At 55.2% G+C, this 21486-nt stretch carries 18 protein-coding genes and 1 tRNA gene; 15 read left to right on the plus strand and 4 right to left on the minus strand.

Going from position 1 to position 21486, the window contains the following annotated elements:
* Positions 1-61 precede the first annotated feature (61 nt).
* Complete coding sequence (gene polA, locus FAP39_RS03315) at positions 62-2863, plus strand: DNA polymerase I (protein WP_138014955.1); 2802 nt, start codon at positions 62-64, stop codon at positions 2861-2863.
* Between the two features lie 51 nt (positions 2864-2914).
* On the opposite strand, the gene FAP39_RS03320 is transcribed toward polA, so the two are convergent.
* Both FAP39_RS03320 and FAP39_RS03325 read right to left on the minus strand, forming a co-directional pair.
* Positions 2915-3673, minus strand: a complete 759-nt coding sequence (locus FAP39_RS03320; protein ID WP_138014956.1) for a hydroxypyruvate isomerase family protein — start codon at positions 3671-3673, stop codon at positions 2915-2917.
* Positions 3674-3819: 146 nt separating this feature from the next.
* Complete coding sequence (locus FAP39_RS03325; RefSeq protein ID WP_138014957.1) at positions 3820-4413, minus strand: DUF1285 domain-containing protein; 594 nt, start codon at positions 4411-4413, stop codon at positions 3820-3822.
* Between the two features lie 67 nt (positions 4414-4480).
* On the opposite strand from FAP39_RS03325, the gene FAP39_RS03330 reads away from it, so the two are divergent.
* From FAP39_RS03330 to FAP39_RS03365, 8 genes are all read left to right on the plus strand, one after another.
* The gene (locus FAP39_RS03330; RefSeq protein ID WP_138014958.1) at positions 4481-5488 is read left to right on the plus strand and encodes an AAA family ATPase; all 1008 of its coding nucleotides are present in this window, start codon (positions 4481-4483) and stop codon (positions 5486-5488) included.
* Complete coding sequence (locus FAP39_RS03335) at positions 5485-6354, plus strand: DUF58 domain-containing protein (protein WP_138014959.1); 870 nt, start codon at positions 5485-5487, stop codon at positions 6352-6354. The genes FAP39_RS03330 and FAP39_RS03335 overlap by 4 nt, the downstream gene beginning before the upstream one ends.
* A complete protein-coding gene (locus FAP39_RS03340; RefSeq protein WP_138014960.1) occupies positions 6354-9113 on the plus strand; it encodes a DUF4159 domain-containing protein in 2760 nt (919 codons plus the stop codon). The genes FAP39_RS03335 and FAP39_RS03340 overlap by 1 nt, the downstream gene beginning before the upstream one ends.
* Positions 9110-11155 carry a hypothetical protein gene (locus FAP39_RS03345; RefSeq protein ID WP_138014961.1) on the plus strand — a complete coding sequence of 682 codons (2046 nt, stop codon included), beginning with the start codon at positions 9110-9112 and terminating at the stop codon, positions 11153-11155. The genes FAP39_RS03340 and FAP39_RS03345 overlap by 4 nt, the downstream gene beginning before the upstream one ends.
* A gap of 155 nt (positions 11156-11310) precedes the next feature.
* On the plus strand, positions 11311-12831 hold the full coding sequence (gene gpmI / locus FAP39_RS03350) for a 2,3-bisphosphoglycerate-independent phosphoglycerate mutase (RefSeq protein WP_138014962.1): 1521 nt from the start codon (positions 11311-11313) through the stop codon (positions 12829-12831).
* Positions 12828-13973 (plus strand): murein hydrolase activator EnvC family protein, encoded by a 1146-nt coding sequence (locus FAP39_RS03355; RefSeq protein WP_138014963.1) that lies wholly within the window; start codon positions 12828-12830, stop codon positions 13971-13973. The genes gpmI and FAP39_RS03355 overlap by 4 nt, the downstream gene beginning before the upstream one ends.
* A 3-nt stretch (positions 13974-13976) precedes the next feature.
* Positions 13977-15308: a S41 family peptidase gene (locus FAP39_RS03360; RefSeq protein ID WP_138014964.1), complete on the plus strand. Its 1332-nt coding sequence runs from the start codon at positions 13977-13979 to the stop codon at positions 15306-15308.
* 186 nt (positions 15309-15494) lie between these two features.
* On the plus strand, positions 15495-15980 hold the full coding sequence (locus tag FAP39_RS03365) for an RNA pyrophosphohydrolase (RefSeq protein WP_138014965.1): 486 nt from the start codon (positions 15495-15497) through the stop codon (positions 15978-15980).
* A 17-nt stretch (positions 15981-15997) separates the two neighbouring features.
* On the opposite strand, the gene FAP39_RS03370 is transcribed toward FAP39_RS03365, so the two are convergent.
* Positions 15998-16984: an Lnb N-terminal periplasmic domain-containing protein gene (locus tag FAP39_RS03370; RefSeq protein WP_138014966.1), complete on the minus strand. Its 987-nt coding sequence runs from the start codon at positions 16982-16984 to the stop codon at positions 15998-16000.
* Positions 16985-17113: 129 nt separating this feature from the next.
* Positions 17114-17797, minus strand: coding sequence for a lysophospholipid acyltransferase family protein (locus tag FAP39_RS03375; RefSeq protein WP_138014967.1), 684 nt, complete (start codon positions 17795-17797; stop codon positions 17114-17116).
* Positions 17798-17928: 131 nt separating this feature from the next.
* On the opposite strand from FAP39_RS03375, the gene FAP39_RS03380 reads away from it, so the two are divergent.
* From FAP39_RS03380 to nusG, 6 genes are all read left to right on the plus strand, one after another.
* A tRNA-Trp gene (locus FAP39_RS03380) sits at positions 17929-18004 on the plus strand.
* 131 nt (positions 18005-18135) lie between these two features.
* Positions 18136-18768, plus strand: coding sequence for a LysE family translocator (locus FAP39_RS03385; protein ID WP_138014968.1), 633 nt, complete (start codon positions 18136-18138; stop codon positions 18766-18768).
* Positions 18769-19099: 331 nt separating this feature from the next.
* The gene (locus FAP39_RS03390) at positions 19100-19576 is read left to right on the plus strand and encodes a hypothetical protein (protein WP_138014969.1); all 477 of its coding nucleotides are present in this window, start codon (positions 19100-19102) and stop codon (positions 19574-19576) included.
* 161 nt (positions 19577-19737) lie between these two features.
* On the plus strand, positions 19738-20238 hold the full coding sequence (locus FAP39_RS03395; protein ID WP_138014970.1) for a hypothetical protein: 501 nt from the start codon (positions 19738-19740) through the stop codon (positions 20236-20238).
* Positions 20239-20351: 113 nt separating this feature from the next.
* The gene (gene secE / locus FAP39_RS03400) at positions 20352-20549 is read left to right on the plus strand and encodes a preprotein translocase subunit SecE (RefSeq protein ID WP_138014971.1); all 198 of its coding nucleotides are present in this window, start codon (positions 20352-20354) and stop codon (positions 20547-20549) included.
* Positions 20550-20860: 311 nt separating this feature from the next.
* Positions 20861-21394 carry a transcription termination/antitermination protein NusG gene (nusG, locus tag FAP39_RS03405; protein WP_138014972.1) on the plus strand — a complete coding sequence of 178 codons (534 nt, stop codon included), beginning with the start codon at positions 20861-20863 and terminating at the stop codon, positions 21392-21394.
* Positions 21395-21486: the final 92 nt, after the last annotated feature.

A 21486-nucleotide genomic window follows, 5' to 3' on the forward strand; every position in this document is an offset into this window, starting at 1 on the left:
GACTGGCAACGGCGTCGCGCGCGTGGCACAACATATGTACCAATGAGGAAAGGCGCGCGACATGGAAAATGGTTTTGGCAAGGGGTGCCATCTGCACTTGATTGATGGCTCGGCCTTTATCTTTCGCGCGTACCACGCGCTCCCGCCCCTGACACGTAAATCTGATGGTCTGCCAATCGGTGCGGTTGCTGGCTTTTGCAACATGCTGCATCGGTATATCGAAGGTAATTCTGGCCCAGACGCGCCAACCCACGTTGCGGTAATTTTTGATAAAGGCAGCCATACATTCCGTAATGATATGTATGATCTCTACAAGGCAAACCGTGACGCGATGCCTGAAGACTTGCGCCCACAGATGCCTTTGACGCGCGCGGCCACACAGGCATTTAACATTGCATGCAAAGAGCTGGAAGGCTGGGAAGCTGACGACATCATTGCAACACTCGCAGTGCAGGCACGCGACGCCGGAGGGCGCTGCACAATCATCTCGTCGGACAAAGACATGATGCAATTGGTCGGCGGCGGCGTTGAAATGCTGGACGCGATGAAAAACAAACGGATCGACCGTGATGGTGTCTTTGAAAAGTTTGGTGTCGGGCCTGAACGTGTTGTCGATGTCCAAGCCCTTGCTGGGGATAGTATTGACAATGTTCCGGGTGCGCCCGGCATCGGGATCAAAACAGCGGCCCTGTTGATTAACGAGTATGGCGATCTAGAAACACTTTTAGATCGGGCCGAAGAAATCAAGCAGCCCAAGCGGCGTCAAACCTTGATTGATCATCGGGCACAAATTGAACTGTCAAAAAAGCTTGTGCAACTGGACGAGAACACGCCGCTTGATTTTTCGATTGATGATCTGGAGGTTCAAGACCCGGATTCAGACGTCCTGCTAGAGTTTTTGGCCGAGATGGAGTTCCGGACCCTCACCAAGAGAATATCGGACCAGTTAGGTGTTGAAGCACCTGTAATAGCTGACGCCCCAGTGCAATCTGCAGCAGCCGATGCACCTGAGGACAAGCCATTTGACGCAGATGCTTACGAGTGGGTGAAAGATCGGGGCGCGCTTGACGTCTGGATCGAGAAAATCAAGGCGCGGGGCACCGTGGCGGTTGATACTGAAACCACAGGCCTTAACGAAATGATCGTTGATCTGGTCGGGGTGTGTCTGTCGGTTGAGCCGGGCGAGGCGTGCTATATCCCCGTCGGGCACAAGAAAGGCACCAGCGATGATTTGTTCGGAAGTGATGAACTGGCAGACGGCCAGATGCCGCTGCAAGAGGTGCTGGATGCGCTCAGGCCGGTTCTTGAAGATGATTCCATCCTCAAGGTCTTTCAGAATGCCAAATATGATTGCAAAATTCTAAAGCGCTATGGCGTTAACGTGGCGCCAATTGATGACACGATGTTGATATCATATGCGCTTCATGCCGGATTGCATGGGCATGGTATGGATGCATTGTCCGAGCGATATCTTGACCACAAACCTATTCCGATTAAATCGCTTTTGGGGACCGGAAAAGCAGCGATTACGTTTGATATGGTGCCAATCCAAGACGCCGTGCCTTATGCAGCAGAGGATGCGGACATCACGTTTCGGCTTTGGCAGAAATTCAAACCCCAGTTACATCAGCATCAGGTAACGTCGGTTTACGAGACACTCGAACGGCCCTTGTCACCGGTATTGGCGCAGATGGAGATGCATGGCGTCAAAGTTGACCGCGACACGCTATCGCGTATGTCGAACACCTTTGCGCAAAAAATGGCCGGACTAGAAGCGGACATTCATGCGTTGGCCGGACGCCCCTTTAATGTGGGATCACCCAAACAATTGGGTGAAATCCTGTTTGATGAAATGGGACTGGAAGGCGGCAAAAAGGGGAAAACAGGCGCCTACGCGACTGGAGCGGACATTCTCGAGGATTTGGCAACCGAACATGACCTGCCCGCAAAGGTTCTGGATTGGCGCCAGCTTTCCAAATTGAAATCCACCTATACCGATGCGCTACAGGATCACATCAATCCCGACACTGGCCGTGTGCATACATCGTATGTCCAAACCGGCGCAAACACCGGACGTCTGGCGTCAAGCGATCCGAATCTGCAAAATATCCCTGTCCGCAGCGAAGAAGGTCGGCGCATTCGCGAGGCATTCGTTGCGGATGCAGGCAAAACGCTGATCAGTTTAGACTATAGCCAAATTGAATTACGTATCTTGGCGCATATGGCTGACATCGAGGCTCTCAAACAGGCCTTCCGTGATGGGCAAGATATTCACGCCATGACGGCTTCTGAAATGTTTGACGTGCCTCTGACCGAGATGACCCCAGAAACCAGACGCCGCGCCAAAGCGATCAACTTTGGCGTGATCTATGGCATTTCCGGTTTTGGTTTGGCGCGCAACCTGCGCATTCCGCGCAAGGAAGCACAAGACTTCATCAACCGGTATTTTGAACGGTTCCCGGGTATCCGGACATATATGGATGACACCAAGGCGTTCGCCAAAGAGAACCTATTTGTTCAAACTTTGTTTGGTCGCAAAATCCATATGCCGGAAATGAATGCCAAGGGGCCTCGTGCGGGGTTTGCCCAGCGGGCGGCAATCAATGCGCCTATACAGGGAACTGCTGCGGATATTATCCGACGCGCGATGATCCGGATGCCCGAGGCCATTGCACATCTTCCGGCAAAGATGCTGTTGCAGGTGCACGATGAACTGATTTTCGAAGTTGATGACGATGCGGTTGATGAAACGACCGAGGTTGCGCGTGCGATCATGCAAGGTGCTGCGGAACCAGTGGTCAAGCTGGATGTGCCGCTAATTGTTGATGCTGGACGCGGCGCAAACTGGGCAGAGGCACACTGAAGATCGCCATCTATGATGTTGCGAGCCAGTGGGTATCTAAATGACCGCGCACTAGCGCGCGTTTTTTAGCCAACCAAGCCCGTCGGTTGTGAGGCCGGCGGGGTGATATTCGGCGCTCACATGCCCTTGATATCCGGCGTCGTCGAGTTTCCTGAAAAATTCGGGATAATCGATGTCGCCTTTAAGAGGCTCGTTTCGGTCTGGGGTTCCCGCAATTTGAATATGCCCTGCGCGGTGGCCGTGCTTGTCCCACGTTGCGCTGACGTCGCTGGTGATTTTGTGCGCATGATAGGTGTCGAATTGTAATGCCAAGTTCGGGGCTGCGATCTCGTCAAGGATATCTGCGGCACGGTCAAAGCTGTCGAGGAAATAGCCCGGCATGTCATCCGTGTTGATGGGTTCAATCGTCAGGCGTTGTTTGGGCGCATAATCGGTCGCCCACTTCAGGTTCTCGATCATTGTTTCATGCGCATCTTGCCCCTTGGCGACGCCAGACATGACGTGCACCATCTGCGCCCCCAAAACATCTGCGTACCGCAAAGCACGTTTGAAATCATATCTGAAGCGATCCTGCCCACCCGGAATAGCGGCAAAGCCGCGATCGCCTCCGGTCCAGTTGGGGGGCGGGGTGTTAATGAGAACCAAATCCAAAGACGCTGCCTGTAGCGCACTCAGAATATCACGCGCATTTATGTCATACGGAAAAAGAATTTCGACAGCAGAAAACCCTGCAGACCGAGCGGCGGCGAACCGATCTAGGAAGGGGATCTCGGGGAAAAGCAGACTTAGGTTTGCGGCAAATTTAGGCATGTGACGTCCTTTCGCGTCAGCCTATAGCTTAAGCTGGAACAGAGGCAAAGGCTGTCCATAAAAAACAGGGCATCCATGGGCAAAAACCCGCTAATATGGGGCTTGGCACTGTGCCGGCTCGCAAAAAAATGTCACAAAAGGTCGTTTTACTCGAGCTCGCTCGACAGAATGATTGGAAAAAATGACTCTGCCGACCAAACGCCAAACCAGCTTTGTCCATCAACGGTGTGATGCACGCCCAGATCAACGAGCCGATAAAAGCTCTTGCGATCAATCAGAGCTTCGAGATTGCTTCGGATCAGGATATAGGGCGACGGCTCACCCGTCTCTGCGTCGCGCGCCACCCGTATTGGGTGATCAGGGCCAGCAACCGCAAAATCGTCCACGTTGGTGGAGAACGTTAGGTTTTGCGCGTTTCCTTGTCCGTCAACATCGAAATCAATGGCGACAAATGGCGCGTCGTCGACGGTGATTCCCACTTTTTCAACGGGCGTGACCAGAAAATACTTATCGTCATCTTTGCGCAGTACCGAGGAGAAAAGCTTGACCAACCCGTGCCGCCCGATCGGCGTGCCGAGATAAAACCACGTCCCGTCTCGCGCAATTCGCATGTCGAGATCGCCACAAAATGGCGGATTCCACAGGTGCACCGGAGGCATGCCCTTGGTTTGGTTCTTTGCAGCTCTTGCTGATGCTGCGATGCCCTCAGCCGAAGGTTTCACAGGAATTTGTTCGCTCATTGTTTTTGCCATTTCTGCAGCGCGGTATAGAGTTCACACATAGTATATCCGAAACAGGAGAATTGTCATGGCCGAAGACATCGATCTGGTCGCTGAAATCGAAGCACTGGGCGAAAAACTTGGCCATGCCAAGGCTGCAATCACCAAACGTTTTATCGGGCAAGAACAGGTTGTTGATCTCACGCTCTCGGCGTTGCTGTGTGGGGGGCACGGGTTGCTTGTTGGTTTGCCCGGTTTGGGCAAGACGCGCTTGGTCGAGACCTTGTCAGTTGTGATGGGGTTGCAGGGCAACCGTGTGCAGTTCACGCCAGATTTGATGCCGGCGGACATCCTCGGGTCCGAGGTGTTGGAAAAAGGCAAAGGCGGCACGCGGGAATTCAGGTTCGTACCGGGGCCGATTTTTTGCCAACTGTTGATGGCGGATGAAATCAACCGTGCCAGCCCGCGCACGCAATCCGCGTTACTTCAGGCGATGCAAGAGCACAAAGTCACCGTGGCAGGGGCCGATCGTGCGTTAGATGCCCCGTTTCATGTGTTGGCGACGCAGAACCCGATCGAGCAAGAAGGCACATATCCTCTGCCCGAGGCGCAGTTGGACAGGTTCTTGGTGCAAATTGATGTTCCGTATCCCACGCGTGATACAGAACGCGATATTTTGCTGGCCACGACCGGAGTTGACGACGAAGCGGCGCACGAGGTGTTTTCTGGCACTGAATTGTTAGCGGCGCAAAAGGTGCTGCGGCGGATGCCTGTCGGCGACAGCGTCGTAGAAATGATTTTGGATTTGGTGCGTGCGTTTCGACCAGAAGACCCATCATCGCCGGAAAATGTGCGCAATTCGGTGGCGTGGGGGCCCGGGCCACGCGCCGCGCAGGCCTTGATGATGACCGTGCGGGCGCGCGCCTTGCTGCAGGGCCGGCTGGCCCCATCGGCGCAAGACGTGTTGGATATGGCCCAACCAGTTTTGAGCCATCGAATGGCTCTGACCTTTGCAGCGCGCGCGCGGGGTGAAACGATTTCGGGTCTCATCACGGCCACTGCGGCACATCTCGACGGGCTTGGGGTGGCTGCGTGATAACCGCGCCCGATCTTCGAACCCGCGCCGAGACCGAGGCGTCTCGGTTACCACCGCTGTTGGCTTGGGCCGAGCAGCTGGCGGGCACGGTGCTGTTGGGGGAACACGGACGTCGGCGTGCGGGGTTGGGGGATGATTTCTGGCAATACCGCCCTGTGCAACCGGGTGACTCGCTCCGCTTGATCGATTGGCGGCGGTCTGCGCGCAGTGATATGCAGTTCGTGCGGCAACGAGAATGGCAAGTTGCGCAATCTGTCTTGCTTTGGGTGGATCAGTCGGCCTCGATGAGGTTTGCTTCTGATAACAAACTAGGGCCCAAGTCAGACACAGCGCGTGTCTTGGCACTGGCTCTGAGTATCCTGTTGATCCGTGCCGGTGAGAGGGTTGGCCTTATGGGGCAGGAACTGCCCCCGCGTCGCGGTGAAGGTCAGATTTTACGATTGGCTGATGCGATCTCGCATACGTCTGACGAGGATTTCGGCACCCCAGAAACGCGCGCGATGCTGCCGCATGCGCGCGCCTTGTTCGTTTCGGATTTCATGGGCAACATTGACGATGTCGAGGCGTCGTTACTCAAGGCAGCAGATCGCGGGGTAAGTGGTGTGCTCTTGCAAGTGCTGGACCCGACCGAAGAGAGTTTTCCGTTTCAGGGTCGCACCGTTTTTGAAAGTATGGGAGCGCGTGTACAGCATGAGACTCGAAAGGCGTCTGATCTGAGGGAAAAATATATTGAGCGATTATCTGAACGACGTGATCGGTTGCGTGATATGTGTCGTGTGACCGGATGGCAGTTTAACAGCCACCTGACGTCGTCCCCGCATCAGGCGGCGCTATTGTGGCTTTATCGCGCGATGGAGCAGCGCTGATGTGGTTTGGACTTCCCCTCGGGTTCACGACGCCGTGGATGTTACTGGCGCTTGTGGCGTTGCCGGTTCTCTGGATTGTTCTTAGGGCGATCCCGCCCGCGCCGATCACGCGCAGGTTTCCGGGTGTTGCGCTATTGTTGGGGCTTCAGGATGATGATGCGGTTTCAGATCGCACACCTTGGTGGCTTTTGGTGATGCGATCCCTTCTCATCGGAGCAGCGATCGTCGGCTTGGCAGGGCCAATTCTCAATCCGAATACAAACGACGATGTCGAAGGTGATTTACTGATCGTGGTTGATGGAAGTTGGGCCGCAGCGCCGAACTGGCCTGACCAAATTGATATGATCAAGGCGGAACTTGAACAGGCCGGACGCGATGATCGCGCTGTCGCTCTGGTCAATTTGAGCGCACCAGAACCCGTGCGCTTTCAAGATTCGCGCCTTTGGGTGTCAGGCTTGGCAGGGTTGGTGCCGCAGGCGTGGCAACCAAATGCAGGGGATATTCAAGACCTGATCTCTGGGTTGCCTGATTCCGCATTTCAGACGCTCTGGATGTCGGATGATCTGGCATATGAAGGTCGCATGCGCTTGTTACATGCCCTTCAAGATCACGGAACGGTTCGGGTTGTGCAGCCGGACCAAAGCGCGCTGGCGATCGCGTCGGTGGCGTTTGACAACGGGGTTGTACAGCTGATGGTGCGCCGCGCCATTCGTGACAATGCCACGCACGCACCGACACAAGGTGCGGTTGTCGAGGCCCACGGGCTTGATCCGTCTGGTGCAAAAGGCGTTCTGGCGCGCGTGCCCGTGACTTTTTCAGCAGGATCTGACACGACCACAGTTGATCTTGTCGTGCCTGCCGAGTTGCGGGCGCGGATAACACATTTTGAAATTGCAACACAGCCTTCGGCTGCCGCCATTCATTTGATTGATGATCGGCTGCGCCGACGCGAGGTGGCGCTGATTTCAGGGCGGGAAGATAGAGAAGGGTTACAGCTTTTGTCGCCGTTGCACTATTTGCGTCAGGCTCTGGAACCGAATGCAGATGTGATCGAAGGCGGTTTGGCAGATGTTCTGCCTGCCAATCCCGATGTCATCGTGCTGGCTGATGTTGCCGGATTGTCTGAGGCGCAAACTGTCGAGGTATTGCAGTGGGTCGAGCAGGGCGGGCTATTGTTACGTTTTGCTGGGCCGAAACTGGCCGCCAGCGGTTTTAATCGTGCATCCGAAGATCCGTTGATGCCGGTGCGATTGCGCTCTGGAGGGCGCAGCATCGGAGGTGCCATGAGTTGGGGGGCACCAAAAGAACTGGCACCATTTGATGCTGAGAGCCCCTTTTTCGGTCTGACAATTCCCAAAGATGTACGCGTGCGAGCACAGGTTGTGGCGCAACCTGATCCGGCGCTTGCGTCTCGGGTGATCGCGGCGCTTACGGATGGCACCCCATTGGTGACACGTAAAACACAGGGTAACGGACATATTGTTTTGTTTCACGTCACTGCCAACGCGGAATGGTCGGGCCTGCCACTGTCTGGCCTTTTTGTGCAGATGTTGGATCGTTTGGCGGTTCTAAGTAGTGCAGATCGTGCAGCGCCGAATGATCTGGAAGGGACAACATGGCAGCCGGTTCAGGTGCTGGATGGGTTCGGGGAACTAAAAGACGGGAAAACCCTTTCTGGCGTGGCTGGGCCAGCCCTGATTTCAGACATCTTGGGGCCGAACCTGCGCCCTGGATTATATCGCGACGGCACACGCCTGCTCGCGCGCAATGTCTTACGTCCTGACGAGGTGCTCAAGCGTGTGGCATGGCCAGCTGACGTACAGGTTCAGGGGGTGCAGGTGACACCCGTAAAGGATCTGTCCGGTGTGTTTTTGGCGTTGGCCTTGGTGCTTATGGCGGTTGATGTGGTTGCGTCCTTGCTCGTGTCGGGGCGCTTTTGGGGGCCACGTGTCGCGGTGATCTTGTTGGCGTTGATGACTTTGCCCCAGATGACAGAGGCGCAGGATACGCGCGCGATCCAAGATACCAGAGAAGTTGTCCTTGGTCATGTGCTGACAGGGGATCGTGCGGTGGACGATGTCGCGCACGCTGGGCTCAAGGGGCTGTCCGAGACGCTGTTCTTTCGAACGTCGGTCGAACCTGCCGAACCTGCAGGAGTCGATCTTGAACGAGATGAGATCGCGTTTTATCCGCTTTTGTACTGGCCGATAAGGCAAGGCCAACCCATTCCATCCCAAGAGGCATACGCAAAACTAAATGCCTATCTGCGCTCGGGGGGCATGATCCTGTTTGATACCAGAGATGCCGACATTGCCAGTTCTGGAGCGGCCAGTGCCAATGGGCGCAAACTTCAACGGTTGGCAGCCCCGCTTGATATTCCACCGCTGGCACCAATGCCCAAAGATCACGTGATTACGCGTACCTTCTATTTGCTACAGGATTTTCCCGGTCGCTATGTTGCCAAAGATATCTGGGTCGAGGCCCCACCACAAGACGCCGAGCGTATTGATGGAATGCCGTTCCGCAACCTCAATGACGGGGTGACACCTGTGGTGATCGGGGGCAACGACTGGGCGTCAGCTTGGGCCATTGATGGGCGCGGGAACGCCATGTTTCCCATTGGCCGTGGTCGTGCCGGGGATCGTCAAAGGGAACTGGCGTTGCGGTTTGGGGTGAACTTGGTGATGCATGTGCTGACGGGGAACTATAAGTCGGATCAAGTGCATGTTCCCGCGTTGCTGGATAGGTTGGGCCAATGACTGGGACTGTATTGTTTACCCCATTGTTGCCTGTGTGGGCGCTTGTTGGTTTGACGGTCTTGACGTTGGTTGCGGTCCTGTGGGCATGGCGACGCGGCCTCACAGGCTGGAGTTTGCGCGGCTTGGCGGGAGTCGTGATTTTGGCCGCGCTTTGTGGGCCAGAATTACAAAGGGAGTTTCGCACGCCGCTATCGGATATTGTCCTTATGCTGGTTGACCAAAGTTCTAGCCAGACCTTGTTGGATCGTGGCGCGCGCACAGACGAGTTTGCCAGCACTTTGAGTACGCGTCTTGGGGCGCAAGACAATGTCGAAGTGCGTCGCATTGATGTGCCTGACGGTGCCAATGACACTGGGACCGAGTTGATGCAGGCTCTTACCGAGGCATTGGCGCAAGAACCCAACGGGCGCATCGCCGGGGTTTTCGCACTGAGCGATGGCCGCGTGCATGATATGAAGCAGATGCCGGCTTTGTCTGCCCCATTCCATTTGATGCATAGCGGTTTGGAGGATGATTGGGATCGACGCCTTTCAGTGCGCAATGCGCCCGCTTTTGCGATCCTTGGGGATGCCGTCACGCTGACCTTGCGCATCGAAGACAGCGGCGCGGCCCCTGTCTCGCAGGATGGAAAAGCCCCCTTGGATATTTCCGTCGATGGTGACACGCCGCTGAGATTTCGGGTTCCGATCGGCGAAGACATAGAATTGCCCGTCACGTTGCCGCATGCCGGACGAAATGTAATCCAGTTTTCGGTGCCCAACGCTCAGGGTGAGATAACGGATCGCAACAACAGTGCGCTGATTCAGATAAACGGTGTCAGAGACCGATTGCGCGTTCTGCTTGTGAGCGGAGAACCGCATCCGGGTGGGCGTACATGGCGCAATTTGCTTAAATCAGATGCCTCGGTGGATTTGGTGCACTTCACAATTCTCCGACCGCCGGAAAAACAGGATGGCGTGCCAGTTGGCGAATTGTCTTTGATCGCGTTTCCCACCCGTGAATTGTTTATGGAAAAGATCGACGATTTCGACTTGATTGTGTTCGATCGCTATCAGCGGCGGGGCATTCTGCCATCACTTTATTTGGAAAATGTTGTGAACTATGTGCGAAACGGTGGGGCGGTTCTGGTGGCCGCGGGCCCTGATTTTGCTAGCGCAGACAGCCTGTATCGATCCCCCCTTGCCGAGGTCCTGCCTGCGCGGCCAACCGCGCGGGTTATTGATGATGGATATGTGCCGGTGGTGTCTGACATTGGTCGACGTCATCCAGTTACTGCGGGGCTTCCACGTCAGGATATCTGGGGGCGGTGGCTGCGGCAGGTCGAGGTGGAACCCGAACGCGGTGATGTAGTCATGACGGGGCATCAAGGACGCCCGCTGCTGATATTGGATCGCGTTGACGAGGGGCGCGTGGCGCTTTTGGCGTCTGATCACGCGTGGCTTTGGGCGCGCGGATACGAGGGGGGCGGACCACAGCTTGAGTTGCTGCGCAGGCTTGCGCATTGGATGATGGGAGAGCCGGACCTTGAAGAAGAGGCGCTGTGGGCAGAAGCCACTGGCCAGCGAATGCGCATCATTCGCCGATCTCTCAAGGAGTCTGTCGGTGATGTGGTCATCACGACGCCAACAGGCGAACGTCACACGCGCGCGCTCACGGAACTCAGGCCCGGCCACTTTGAAGCAGATTTTGCGGGAGATGAGATCGGGCTGTATCGCCTGAAAAACGGGGACAAGGATGCGGTCATAGGTTTGGGGCCTGCGGCGCCTCTTGAATTCGTAGATACCATCGCCACCGCGTCGGTTTTGGCGCCAGCGATCAAGGCACAGCGTGGGGGCAGCTTTGCGATGAGCGCAGGCGTGCCATCCATTCGGTCAGTGCGCTCTGGGCGTCCGGCGGCGGGAAACGGGTGGGTGGGCATCACGCCCCGTAATGCCTACGATGTGCGAGATGTGGCGCGCACGCCGATGTTGCCCGCGTGGCTTGTGCTCGCAATGGTATCGATGCTGATCGTCGGTGGATGGCTGCGCGAGGGCCGCCGATGAGAGATATGTCTTCGGGACTGTCATCCACTAAGGTGAGTATCCAGACATCAGAGCGTGGCAATTTCAGGGGCAATTTGCAGCAGCAGGTATGAATAGGGTTCACCCTTGTACACCAGCAAGATAGAACGCAGGCAAATCAGACGGAGCAGTGAGCCATGAACACACCTAAACCTGTTGTCTTGTGTATTCTTGATGGTTGGGGTCTCAGCGAGACAACTGTCGCCAATGCACCCGCTTTGGCCAATACGCCGACGTTCGATGCGATGATGGCCAAGTGCCCGAATGCGACGCTGATCACGCATGGGCCGGATGTCGGGTTACCAACGGGTCAAATGGGCAACTCTGAAGTCGGGCACACAAATATCGGCGCAGGCCGTGTTGTCGCCATGGATTTGGGACAAATTGATCTGGCGATCGAAGACGAGTCATTTTTCGACAATAGGGCGCTCAAGGCGTTTATCGCCACACTGTTGGAAACAGGCGGAACTGCCCATTTGATGGGGGTGATTTCAGACGGCGGCGTGCACGGCCATATCGAACATATTCTTGCCGCGCTTAAAGCGATGAGTGATGCAGGTGTTCCAGCTGTGTTGCACGCCATCACGGATGGTCGTGATGTGGCGCCAAAGTCGGCATTTACCTATCTGGAAACATTGGCAGAGCGTATGCCGCACGGCACCAAAATCGCCACAGTGACGGGCCGCTATTTTGCGATGGATCGCGACACGCGGTGGGAACGCGTCGCCGAAGCCTATAACGCGATGGTGCACGGCACGGGTGTTGCGGCGGCTGACGCCCATGCCGCAGTTTCGAATGCCTATGCGCGATCAGAAAGCGACGAATTTATCAGCGCCTCGGTGATTGGGGGGTATTCTGGTGCGACCGACAAAGACGGGTTCTTTTGCTTGAATTTCCGTGCCGACCGCGCACGCGAAATTTTGGCGGCTTTGGGAAAACCCGGATTTGCGGATTTTGATATTGGCGACCGCCCGGACTGGGCCGCAATGCTGGGCATGGTGAACTATTCCCAAGATCACAATACCTATATGAAGACGGCCTATCCAAAACAGGAAATCCATAATACTCTGGGGGAATGGGTCGCCAAGCAGGGCCTGCGCCAGTTCCGGTTGGCAGAGACCGAGAAGTATCCGCATGTGACCTTTTTCCTGAATGGTGGCGATGAACAACCTGCCAAGGGTGAAGATCGGTTCATGCCAAAATCACCTAAGGTGGCGACCTATGATCTTCAGCCGGAGATGTCGGCGCATGAGGTGACCGAACAATTCGTCGCCGCGATTGAAGAAGGCTATGATCTGATTGTGACCAATTATGCCAATCCGGACATGGTGGGGCACACGGGCGATCTGCAGGCTGCGATGCGTGCATGCGAGGCCGTCGATCAAGGGCTTGGCGCTGTGCAGGCGGCATTGAACAAGGCCGGTGGAGCGATGATCGTGACAGCAGATCACGGGAATTGCGAAGTGATGGTTGATCCTGTGACTGGCGGTCCGCATACGGCGCACACAACGAATTTGGTGCCAGTGATATTGGTGAACGGACCTGAAGGTGCCACTGTACGCGCTGGGCGTTTGGCCGATCTGGCCCCGTCGTTGCTGGACTTGATGGGCCTGCCTCAGCCGGATGAAATGACCGGAGAAAGCCTGATTACACGATGAAGTTTGCAGCGGTACTGTTCTCTGGGGCGATCATTTTGGCGGGTGTGCACGGCGCATTTGCCCAAAGTAATCCCGCAGATTCAGCGCGCGCTGCAGCACAGCAACTCGAACAGGCCTCACTGTCTTTGCAGAGTGCACGTAAGTCGAGAGACCGCGTTGCTGCGCTGACCCAAACCGTTCAAGCGTATGAAGCCGGATTGATGGCCATGCGCGAGGGCTTGCGCAGGGCGGCCATCCGCGAGGCCCAAATCGGGCGAGAACTCAAGGCGCAAGAGGCGGAGATTTCCCGCCTGCTTGGGGTGCTTCAGTCAATGGGCAGCGGTCCGCCTCCTGTGATGTTGCTGCACCCGTCTGGTCCGACGGGCACGGCCCGTTCGGGGATGATTTTGGCAGATATCACGCCAGCGCTTGAAGCCCGTGCCAATAAGTTGCGGGTGGATCTTGAAGAAATTGTGATTCTACGGGATCTCCAGCAAGGGGCTGCTGACGATTTACAGGCTGGCCTGAGGGGCGTTCAGGATGCGCGCACCGAGCTGTCCAAGGCGATATCAGATCGATCAGACCTACCGCAGCGCTTTGCGGATGACCCGGTAAAAACAGCACTGTTGATTGCGACCACAGAAACCCTTGAAGGGTTTGCTAGCGGCTTGAGTGAAATTCAGGAAGACGGCGTTCAGCCAATGGACTTGCCCGATATTTCTGCGCGCAAAGGGTCGTTGGCGTTACCGGTTCAGGCACAGGTTCTAAGATATGCGGGCGAGGCCGATGCCGCAGGTATCCGCCGCCCTGGCTTGGTTTTGGCGGCAAGGCCAAATGCGCTTGTTGTATCCCCCACGGCTGCCACCATCCGATATCGTGGGCCTTTGTTGGATTACGGCAATGTGATGATTCTCGAACCACAAACGGGGCTGCTGTTCGTTTTGGCGGGTATGGAAACGGTCTTTGGCGATGCAGGTCAGGTCATTCCCGAAGGCACGCCCGTGGGCTTGATGGGGGGAGAAGACCCAAAAATTGGCGCAATTCTCTCACAGTCTGGTGATGGGTCTGGTAACGGGCGCTCAGAAACGCTCTATATAGAAGTTAGACAAGATAAAAATTCGGTGGATCCGAACATATGGTTCCGCACAGACAAGGATGGATGATTGATGAAGAAATTTGTCGCGGCCGCGCTGGGCGGTACACTGGCCGGTGTCATTGCCGCCACGCAGGTGGCTGGTCCGCTGTTGGCCGAAGAAAGTGCGCGCCACAACAATGTGTATGAACAGCTTGATTTGTTCGGAGACATTTTCGAGCGCATTCGCGTCCAATATGTCGAAGAAGTTGATGAGGGCGATCTGATCGAAGCCGCGATAAATGGCATGTTGACCTCGCTTGACCCGCACTCTTCATATTTGTCACCGGATGATGCCGCAGACATGCGCGTTCAAACTCGCGGAGAGTTTGGCGGGCTTGGTATCGAAGTCACCCAAGAAGAAGGCTTTGTCAAAGTTGTGTCACCGATAGATGGCACACCGGCGGACACCGCAGGTATCGAAGCAGGGGATTTAATCACCCATGTGGATGGCGAAAGCGTGCTGGGTCTCACACTTGATGAAGCTGTTGAGAAAATGCGTGGCCCTGTTGGATCTGAAATCATCATCACAGTCGCGCGCGAAGGCGAAAACGAGCCCTTCGACGTGTCGATTATTCGGGATACGATTAAGCTGACAGCGGTCCGGTCGCGCACAGAAGGCAGCACTGTTGTGTTGCGCGTGACAACGTTTAATGACCAGACCACGCCGAACCTGCAAGCTGGCTTTGAAAAGCAAGTGGCAGAGCTGGGTGGCATGGAAAACGTGAACGGAATCGTGCTTGATCTGCGCAACAACCCAGGGGGTCTGCTGACGCAAGCGATCAAAGTCTCGGATGCGTTCCTTGAAAAAGGCGAGATCGTCTCGACACGTGGACGCAATCCCGAGGACGGAGACCGTTACAACGCGACGCCGGGTGATCTTGCTGAAGGCAAGCCAATTGTGGTGCTGATTAACGGTGGTTCGGCCTCGGCGTCTGAAATCGTTGCCGGCGCTTTGAAAGATCACCGTCGGGCCATCGTCGTGGGCACCAAGAGCTTTGGTAAAGGGTCGGTTCAAACCGTGATGCCATTGCGCGGGGATGGGGCGATGCGTTTGACAACTGCGCGGTATTACACGCCGTCTGGTCGTTCGATCCAGTCTTTGGGCGTGTCACCGGATATCATTGTGGAACAACCACGTCGTGCACCTGCGTCAGAAGACACCGACGACAAGCGTAAGATGCGCACCGAAGCTGATCTGCGCGGGAGCCTTGATAACGACAGTCTGTCCGAAGACGAAATTCGTCAAATCGAAGAAGATCGGGCAAAGGCAGAAGATGCAGCCAAGCTTCGCGAAGACGATTACCAGTTGGCCTATGCAATTGATATTCTGAAAGGTTTGTCAGCGCTTGGTCCAAAAAAGTAACCGCGTTCGAGTGTAGAGGTATTAAGGCGCCCTTTGGGGCGCCTTTTGCATTTATGGGCGACAGCCAGTACCCAAAAGACCAACCGCAGAGGGGATAGGATGGGCTCGGACATTTTGAGGCCTTGCGCCTCATCCCGCCAGACCGCTAAGGACAAAGGGATTGCTCTAAATTTGCAGGATATCGAGATGACCCCAGAAGAAATTGCCAAGCTTCCTTATCGTCCGTGCGTGGGCATTATGCTGGTGAATGCGAACAATCAGGTGTTTGTCGGGCAGCGGATCGACAATCAAACTGCCGCTTGGCAGATGCCACAAGGCGGTGTCGACAAGGGTGAGAACCCAGAAGCCGCAGCATTGCGCGAGCTGTGGGAAGAAACCGGTGTGCTGGCCGAAAATGTGACCATTGAAGCAGAGACAGCTGACTGGATAAATTACGATTTGCCGCATGATCTTGTGCCACGGATTTGGAAAGGTCGGTATCGCGGTCAGACCCAGAAATGGTTCTTGCTGCGCTTTCAAGGTACAGATGATCAGGTGAATATTGCGACCAAACACGCTGAGTTTTCTCAGTGGCGGTGGCTGGCGGTCGGTGAACTCGTTGACAATATCGTTCCCTTCAAGCGCGAAGTGTATCAACAAGTTGTCGCGGCATTTGAAGACAAACTCTTGTAATCATAAGGATCACGGGGTCATTGCGTGGCGCGGATTGCCTCGGAATACCCCTGAGACGTCTTTATACCTTGCACCAAGGGCGTAATATGAGCGGTTGCACGTAACGGAGCCGTAGCAGGTGGCCACTTGAGTTGGCCGTTTTCGGCGAAAAATTCTGGAAGATACCCCGAAACCAGTATGCGCCAATCGAATGATACGTCCGGGTTGAAGGATTTCACCAGTCGATAGATGACGGTGGTGCAATTTGTCGTCGCCGTATTGTACCATCTTGGGCGCTCCGCCAAATCATTTGCGAGCGCGACATAAGACAAGAATAACTCTTTGCTGGGTTCGGCTTGGACATCGAGAACGTAGCGATAGACGTCTTCGATCGGGTCGCGGGCATTTGTGCGTAAAAACAGAATGTCACGTTCTGTGGCCGCAATCAGAGACAGCTCGAAGCTTTTGAAAAAACCGCCAAGTTCTGAATAATCTTCGCCGTCTTCTTTGCGGATTTCTACGGAAAACACGATCTGCTGGCCATCGCTAAACCCAAAGGAAACGAGCGTATGCGCAATGGCAGGGTTTCCCCAATACGACAAAAACACCTCGAGCGTGTCCAGTTTATCCAGATCATAGGTTTCGGTGATCCAGCGAGGGGTGAAAGATGTGGGCCCATGCCAATCAAAGTCGCGCACATTATGCAGGGTGACTTGTGAGCCGTGGACATCTCCGGTGACGGATTGGGCCAATTCAGGTGTCCAGGACCGCGCATTGCTGGGTTGAATTTGCGACCACCAGATCGCGATTGCGGCAAGGGGAATCAGCGCAGCCAGAATTTTCCGCGTTTTGCTTTGTGAACTCAGGGTCACAAATGTGATCAAGCTGATGCTTGCCAAGAGCCAAACCGACGTGCCGATTCCTTGCCATCCAATCGGCAGACGGTACCAAAGCGCCATTGCGCAGACACCAAGTAGGATGATGAAAACGAGAGTCGCAAATCCCCATGACAATCTGGCCAGCATCACTCTTCCACTTGTTTCTGCCTGAGACTAAATGTGTTCAGGTGCCCACTATCTAGCGTTGACCCGTGTTGCGGTGCAACCAAAGGCGTAAGGTATTGCGGGGGCAAATGTTGGGGCGCGTGCTGTCTGCTAGGTGCGCCCGACAAATGCATCCGCTTCGTCGGCAATTCTATCCAGATGTGTTTCAAGATCTTGCCGCAAGGTTTCGATGTCTTCATCACTGGCTTTGCGCGGGACATCCGCTGTCCACTCACGACACATAAAGACGCCCTTAGAGTAAGGGCAGGGGAGCCACATGTCATCCCAAGTTGGCAAACTGATGACTCGCTTTTGGGAAAACGTCACGGTGAATATGCGCTTGCCCGAGGTGCGCGCCCACACCAAAGGCACCGTCGAGCTTTGCCGCGCAGGGCCTCTCGGGCCGTCGGCGGCGATCCCAATCGAGACACCCTGTTTGATGTTCTTCAAAATTTCGCGCGAGGCCACAACATGACGTTCTCGACTGTTCATCGAAATATTTTTGAACCCAAAGCGCTCGAGCAGTCCCCCGGCCATTTGCCCCACGCGAGAGGCAGACGTCAAAGAACAGATTTCGCCAAAGGACATGTCGAACATGTATGGCGCCATCAAAAGCCGTTGATGCCAGACGACAAAAATCACGGCTTCGCCCGCATGCACGGCCTCGTCCATTGGCTCGAAACCCAACCGTTCCCATTTCGATGTGCGAAAGGAAAAACGGATATAGCGTTCGAAGCAGGACGTCACAAACCGCGCGACCCGTTTGCTATCCGCTATTTTTTTTCTAAGGCTCAATTTGGCGTCTCCAGTTGGGAAGGGTACTAGCTCTTAATCGGTGTTTGGGCAACCGAACGGAGAACGACGCAAAAAAACTGTTTTTACCTCTTGAGTCTGATGACGTGCTGGCTTAGGAAACCCGTGGCCTTAGGGGTATAGCTCAGCTGGTAGAGCGACGGTCTCCAAAACCGTAGGTCCCGGGTTCGAACCCTGGTGCCCCTGCCAATTTTCATTACATTCAAATTTCCCACGCTTTCCTGTCGGATTTGTGAGTTGTTCTGCGCACGAATTTTTCTTTACAGGACTATTGTGGATGTGGCTGACTTGTTCAGAACCTGTTCAAATGAGGGAATATTTTGGAAATTGATGTGTGGCTTACTTTTGTCGCGGCGTCGACGGTCTTGCTTCTTGTTCCTGGGCCGACGGTGCTCTTGGTGATGAGCTATGCCTTGAGCCAAGGCAAACGCGTCGCGCTGGCAACCGTGGCCGGTGTGGCGCTTGGTGACTTGATCGCTATGACGGCGTCTTTGGCCGGATTGGGTGCCTTGGTCGCAACGTCAGCGGTGCTGTTTTCAATCCTTAAGTGGATCGGTGCTGTCTATTTGGTATTCCTTGGGATTAAGCTGTTTCGATCCGCGCCTGAGGCATCATTGGGGGATATTGGCGTTCCGGCTCAGGCTCCGCCGAAACGGGTTTTCGGGCACGCGGCTGCGGTCACTGCGCTGAATCCCAAATCGATTGTGTTCTTTATCGCCTTTGTGCCGCAGTTCGTCTCGACGCATGACGCTTTGATGCCACAATTTGCGATCTTGATTGCAACATTTGTCGGGTTGGCAGCGTTAAATGCGCTAGCTTATGCGTTGCTCGCTGATCAGCTCCGGCATCGAATTGCCCGCCCATCTGTTCTGGCCATGTTTTCAAGGCTTGGGGGCGGCGCGTTGGTGGCGATGGGCGTCGCAACTGCTTTGATCCGGCGCGCACCGTCATAACCCATTCGACGCATGGGGGGAGCTGGTTCGCGACCCCATTTAACTGGCTCGCTGGTCGTTTGATGCGCATCCGACGGCACCGATTTTCCATATTTGCGCCCTTCTAATACCGACTTCTGCTTCCATTAACCATTTGGGAACTCTTTTCTTCGGCCCGCATGGGACGGCGTTAGGAATTAGAAACATGGGGTGGTCATCGACGTGGATGGCTGATGTGCAGGAGTAGCGGCATATGGGACACAATTGGAGTGAACTAAAGGGGCAGTCGGCTCTCAACTTATCGGGTCTGTCGACACGCGCACGGCTTGGCAGAGCGACAAAGAAAGCGCTATTGTCGAGCAAACCAATTGGACGGAAACGGCTTCATGCCGAGGTCGCGACACGGCTCAATACCGCTCCTAAAACACAGCCTCATTTGACATCCCTGTCCAAGGTCGAAATCGCGATGCGCAAGAACGCACCTGATTTGGCCGGTGCATCCCAGCGCGAGTTGCTGGACGCACAAAAAAGAAGAACGGCACACGAGCATGCCCGGTGGCCACGCCCCCGATTGCTGGCACTTTGCCTGATTGGCGCTGTGGGGATTCTTGAACCCAATTTGGCGCTGCGGTTGGGCCTATGGGGTGTTGTTCTTTTCCTTGTGGGGGCCATTGCAACAGGCCCAGAACGTGCGCGGGATACGACGCTTTGGCTTGGGCGCAGATTTATGTGGCTCTGGAGGGTGGAGGTCTCGTTGTGCAAACGTATTTTGGGACGCGTACAATCACGCTTGGGGCCCAGTATCCGCAAGAGCGCCGGCACTTGGTAGTCACAACTTTGCCTTAAATTTTCCAGAATTGACCTCGAAAATGACATGAAGCGTCATTCGCGAATCGAGTCCGATGTGTCCTGCCACTGATCTATCGGGCTTTGCTGGGGGCGAAGGGTGCGGCCTTTTTGGCTGTGCTCGTCGAAAGCGAGGTTGTAGCTATGGGAAAACCATCTGGAGTGGTGCGGCCTGATGGCCGCCCCGCACGCCGTTTTGGCGACGAAATCATTACGCCGGGCGAAGGGTATACGGAACATACCCTAGGCAAAATTCGCGCGTTGGTTGCTGATGCGCAGGATGATCTTCGACCCGATGAGGCCGATCCAGAGCAAGAATGCAGCGCTTTGGAAGAAATAGGCGCGCAAATTCAGAGTATGGAAGCGCCTTCGCAAAGGGAAAGGCGCTCTTTGGCGCCCGCCAGCGAAAAGATGTGTGACATCGCTGAGCCGTGGCCGTCGCCTGAGCCGGTGGCCTCTGGGTTTGCTGAGAACGCCTTGGGGGATGCCCCAGCGCGCGCTGATTCTGTGTTCGGATATTCCGCAGAATGGCGAAAGCTGCATGTCATTGAGGGGCGTATGGGGCGTTGCGTTCGGCTGACCCTGTGTTCGTCACACGGGGTGATCCCCATTACGGTGATGGCCATCATATTATGGCCGCGTTGATGGTGTGTACGGTGCGTGTTCACGCAACGAGAAATCCACAGGTGGAAACGCCTCTTGAATTTGTTGCTGCGCCCGCGTATGTCAGCCACTGATCCAATCTAAGAAGACGCACAATGGCCAAAACTAATCCGCTCACATACCTCCAGCAGGCACGCGCCGAAGTTTCCAAGGTTGTTTGGCCGACGCGCCGCGAGGTGTTGTTGACGACTGTGATGGTGTTCATCATGGCCGCGCTGACTGCTGTGTTCTTCGCGTTGGTAGACATCTTGATCCGAAGTGGTCTTCAGGGTGTGTTGTCTCTGTTCGGCTAAGCCGACCTTGGCACCGTGATCTGTTACCGGTTTTCGACGTAAGTTCGCTGGCTTTTCGCCAGCAGCTGTTCGATGTGGCGCGTTCGCTAGAGATCTGATCGGGTGCCTCACAAAGCCATCTAATGTTACTAAAGTTTGCTGAAGCCCTTGAAACCAAGCTATTTCAGGGGTAGTGGACACTCTACTTTCAGAGCTGGCGTGCGGCGATTCGTGTTGCGCGCCGATTTTTTGTTCTGAAAAGGCCAGTCAGGCCATTGAAAATAAAGCAGCTTCGGCCCCTAGGGTCGGCAAAAGACGGGAAGAGCGATCAGATGGCGAAACGGTGGTATTCGGTGAGTGTGCTGTCGAACTTCGAAAAGAAGATCGCAGAGCAAATCCGGACTTCGGTCATTGAAAATGGCCTTGAGGATCAGATTGAAGAAGTGCTCGTACCTACCGAAGAAGTAATTGAGGTGCGTCGTGGCAAGAAGGTGACATCCGAGCGTCGCTTTATGCCCGGCTATGTGCTTGTGCGGATGGAAATGAGCGATCATGGGTATCATTTGATCAACTCTATCAACCGCGTGACCGGATTTTTGGGCCCGCAAGGTCGCCCGATGCCGATGCGAGATGCCGAGGTTCAGGCCATTCTTGGTCGCGTGGCCGAAGGTGAAGAAGCACCGCGCACTCTTATCCACTTTGAAGTGGGTGAAAAAGTTAAAGTCAACGACGGTCCTTTCGAAGATTTCGACGGGATGGTGGAAAATGTGGACGAAGAAAACCAGCGCCTCAAGGTGACTGTGTCTATCTTTGGGCGCGAAACACCGGTCGAACTGGAATTCACGCAGGTCACAAAACAGATCTGATGAAGCGGTGCCGTTTTGGCACCAAACCCGAGTGGGAGGCGCGCGCACCGCGGTGTGCAAACTGAACCACACAACTAAGAACCTAAGGGACG

Source organism: Shimia litoralis (assembly GCF_005518135.1).
GTDB classification, from domain to species: domain Bacteria; phylum Pseudomonadota; class Alphaproteobacteria; order Rhodobacterales; family Rhodobacteraceae; genus Shimia_E; species Shimia_E litoralis.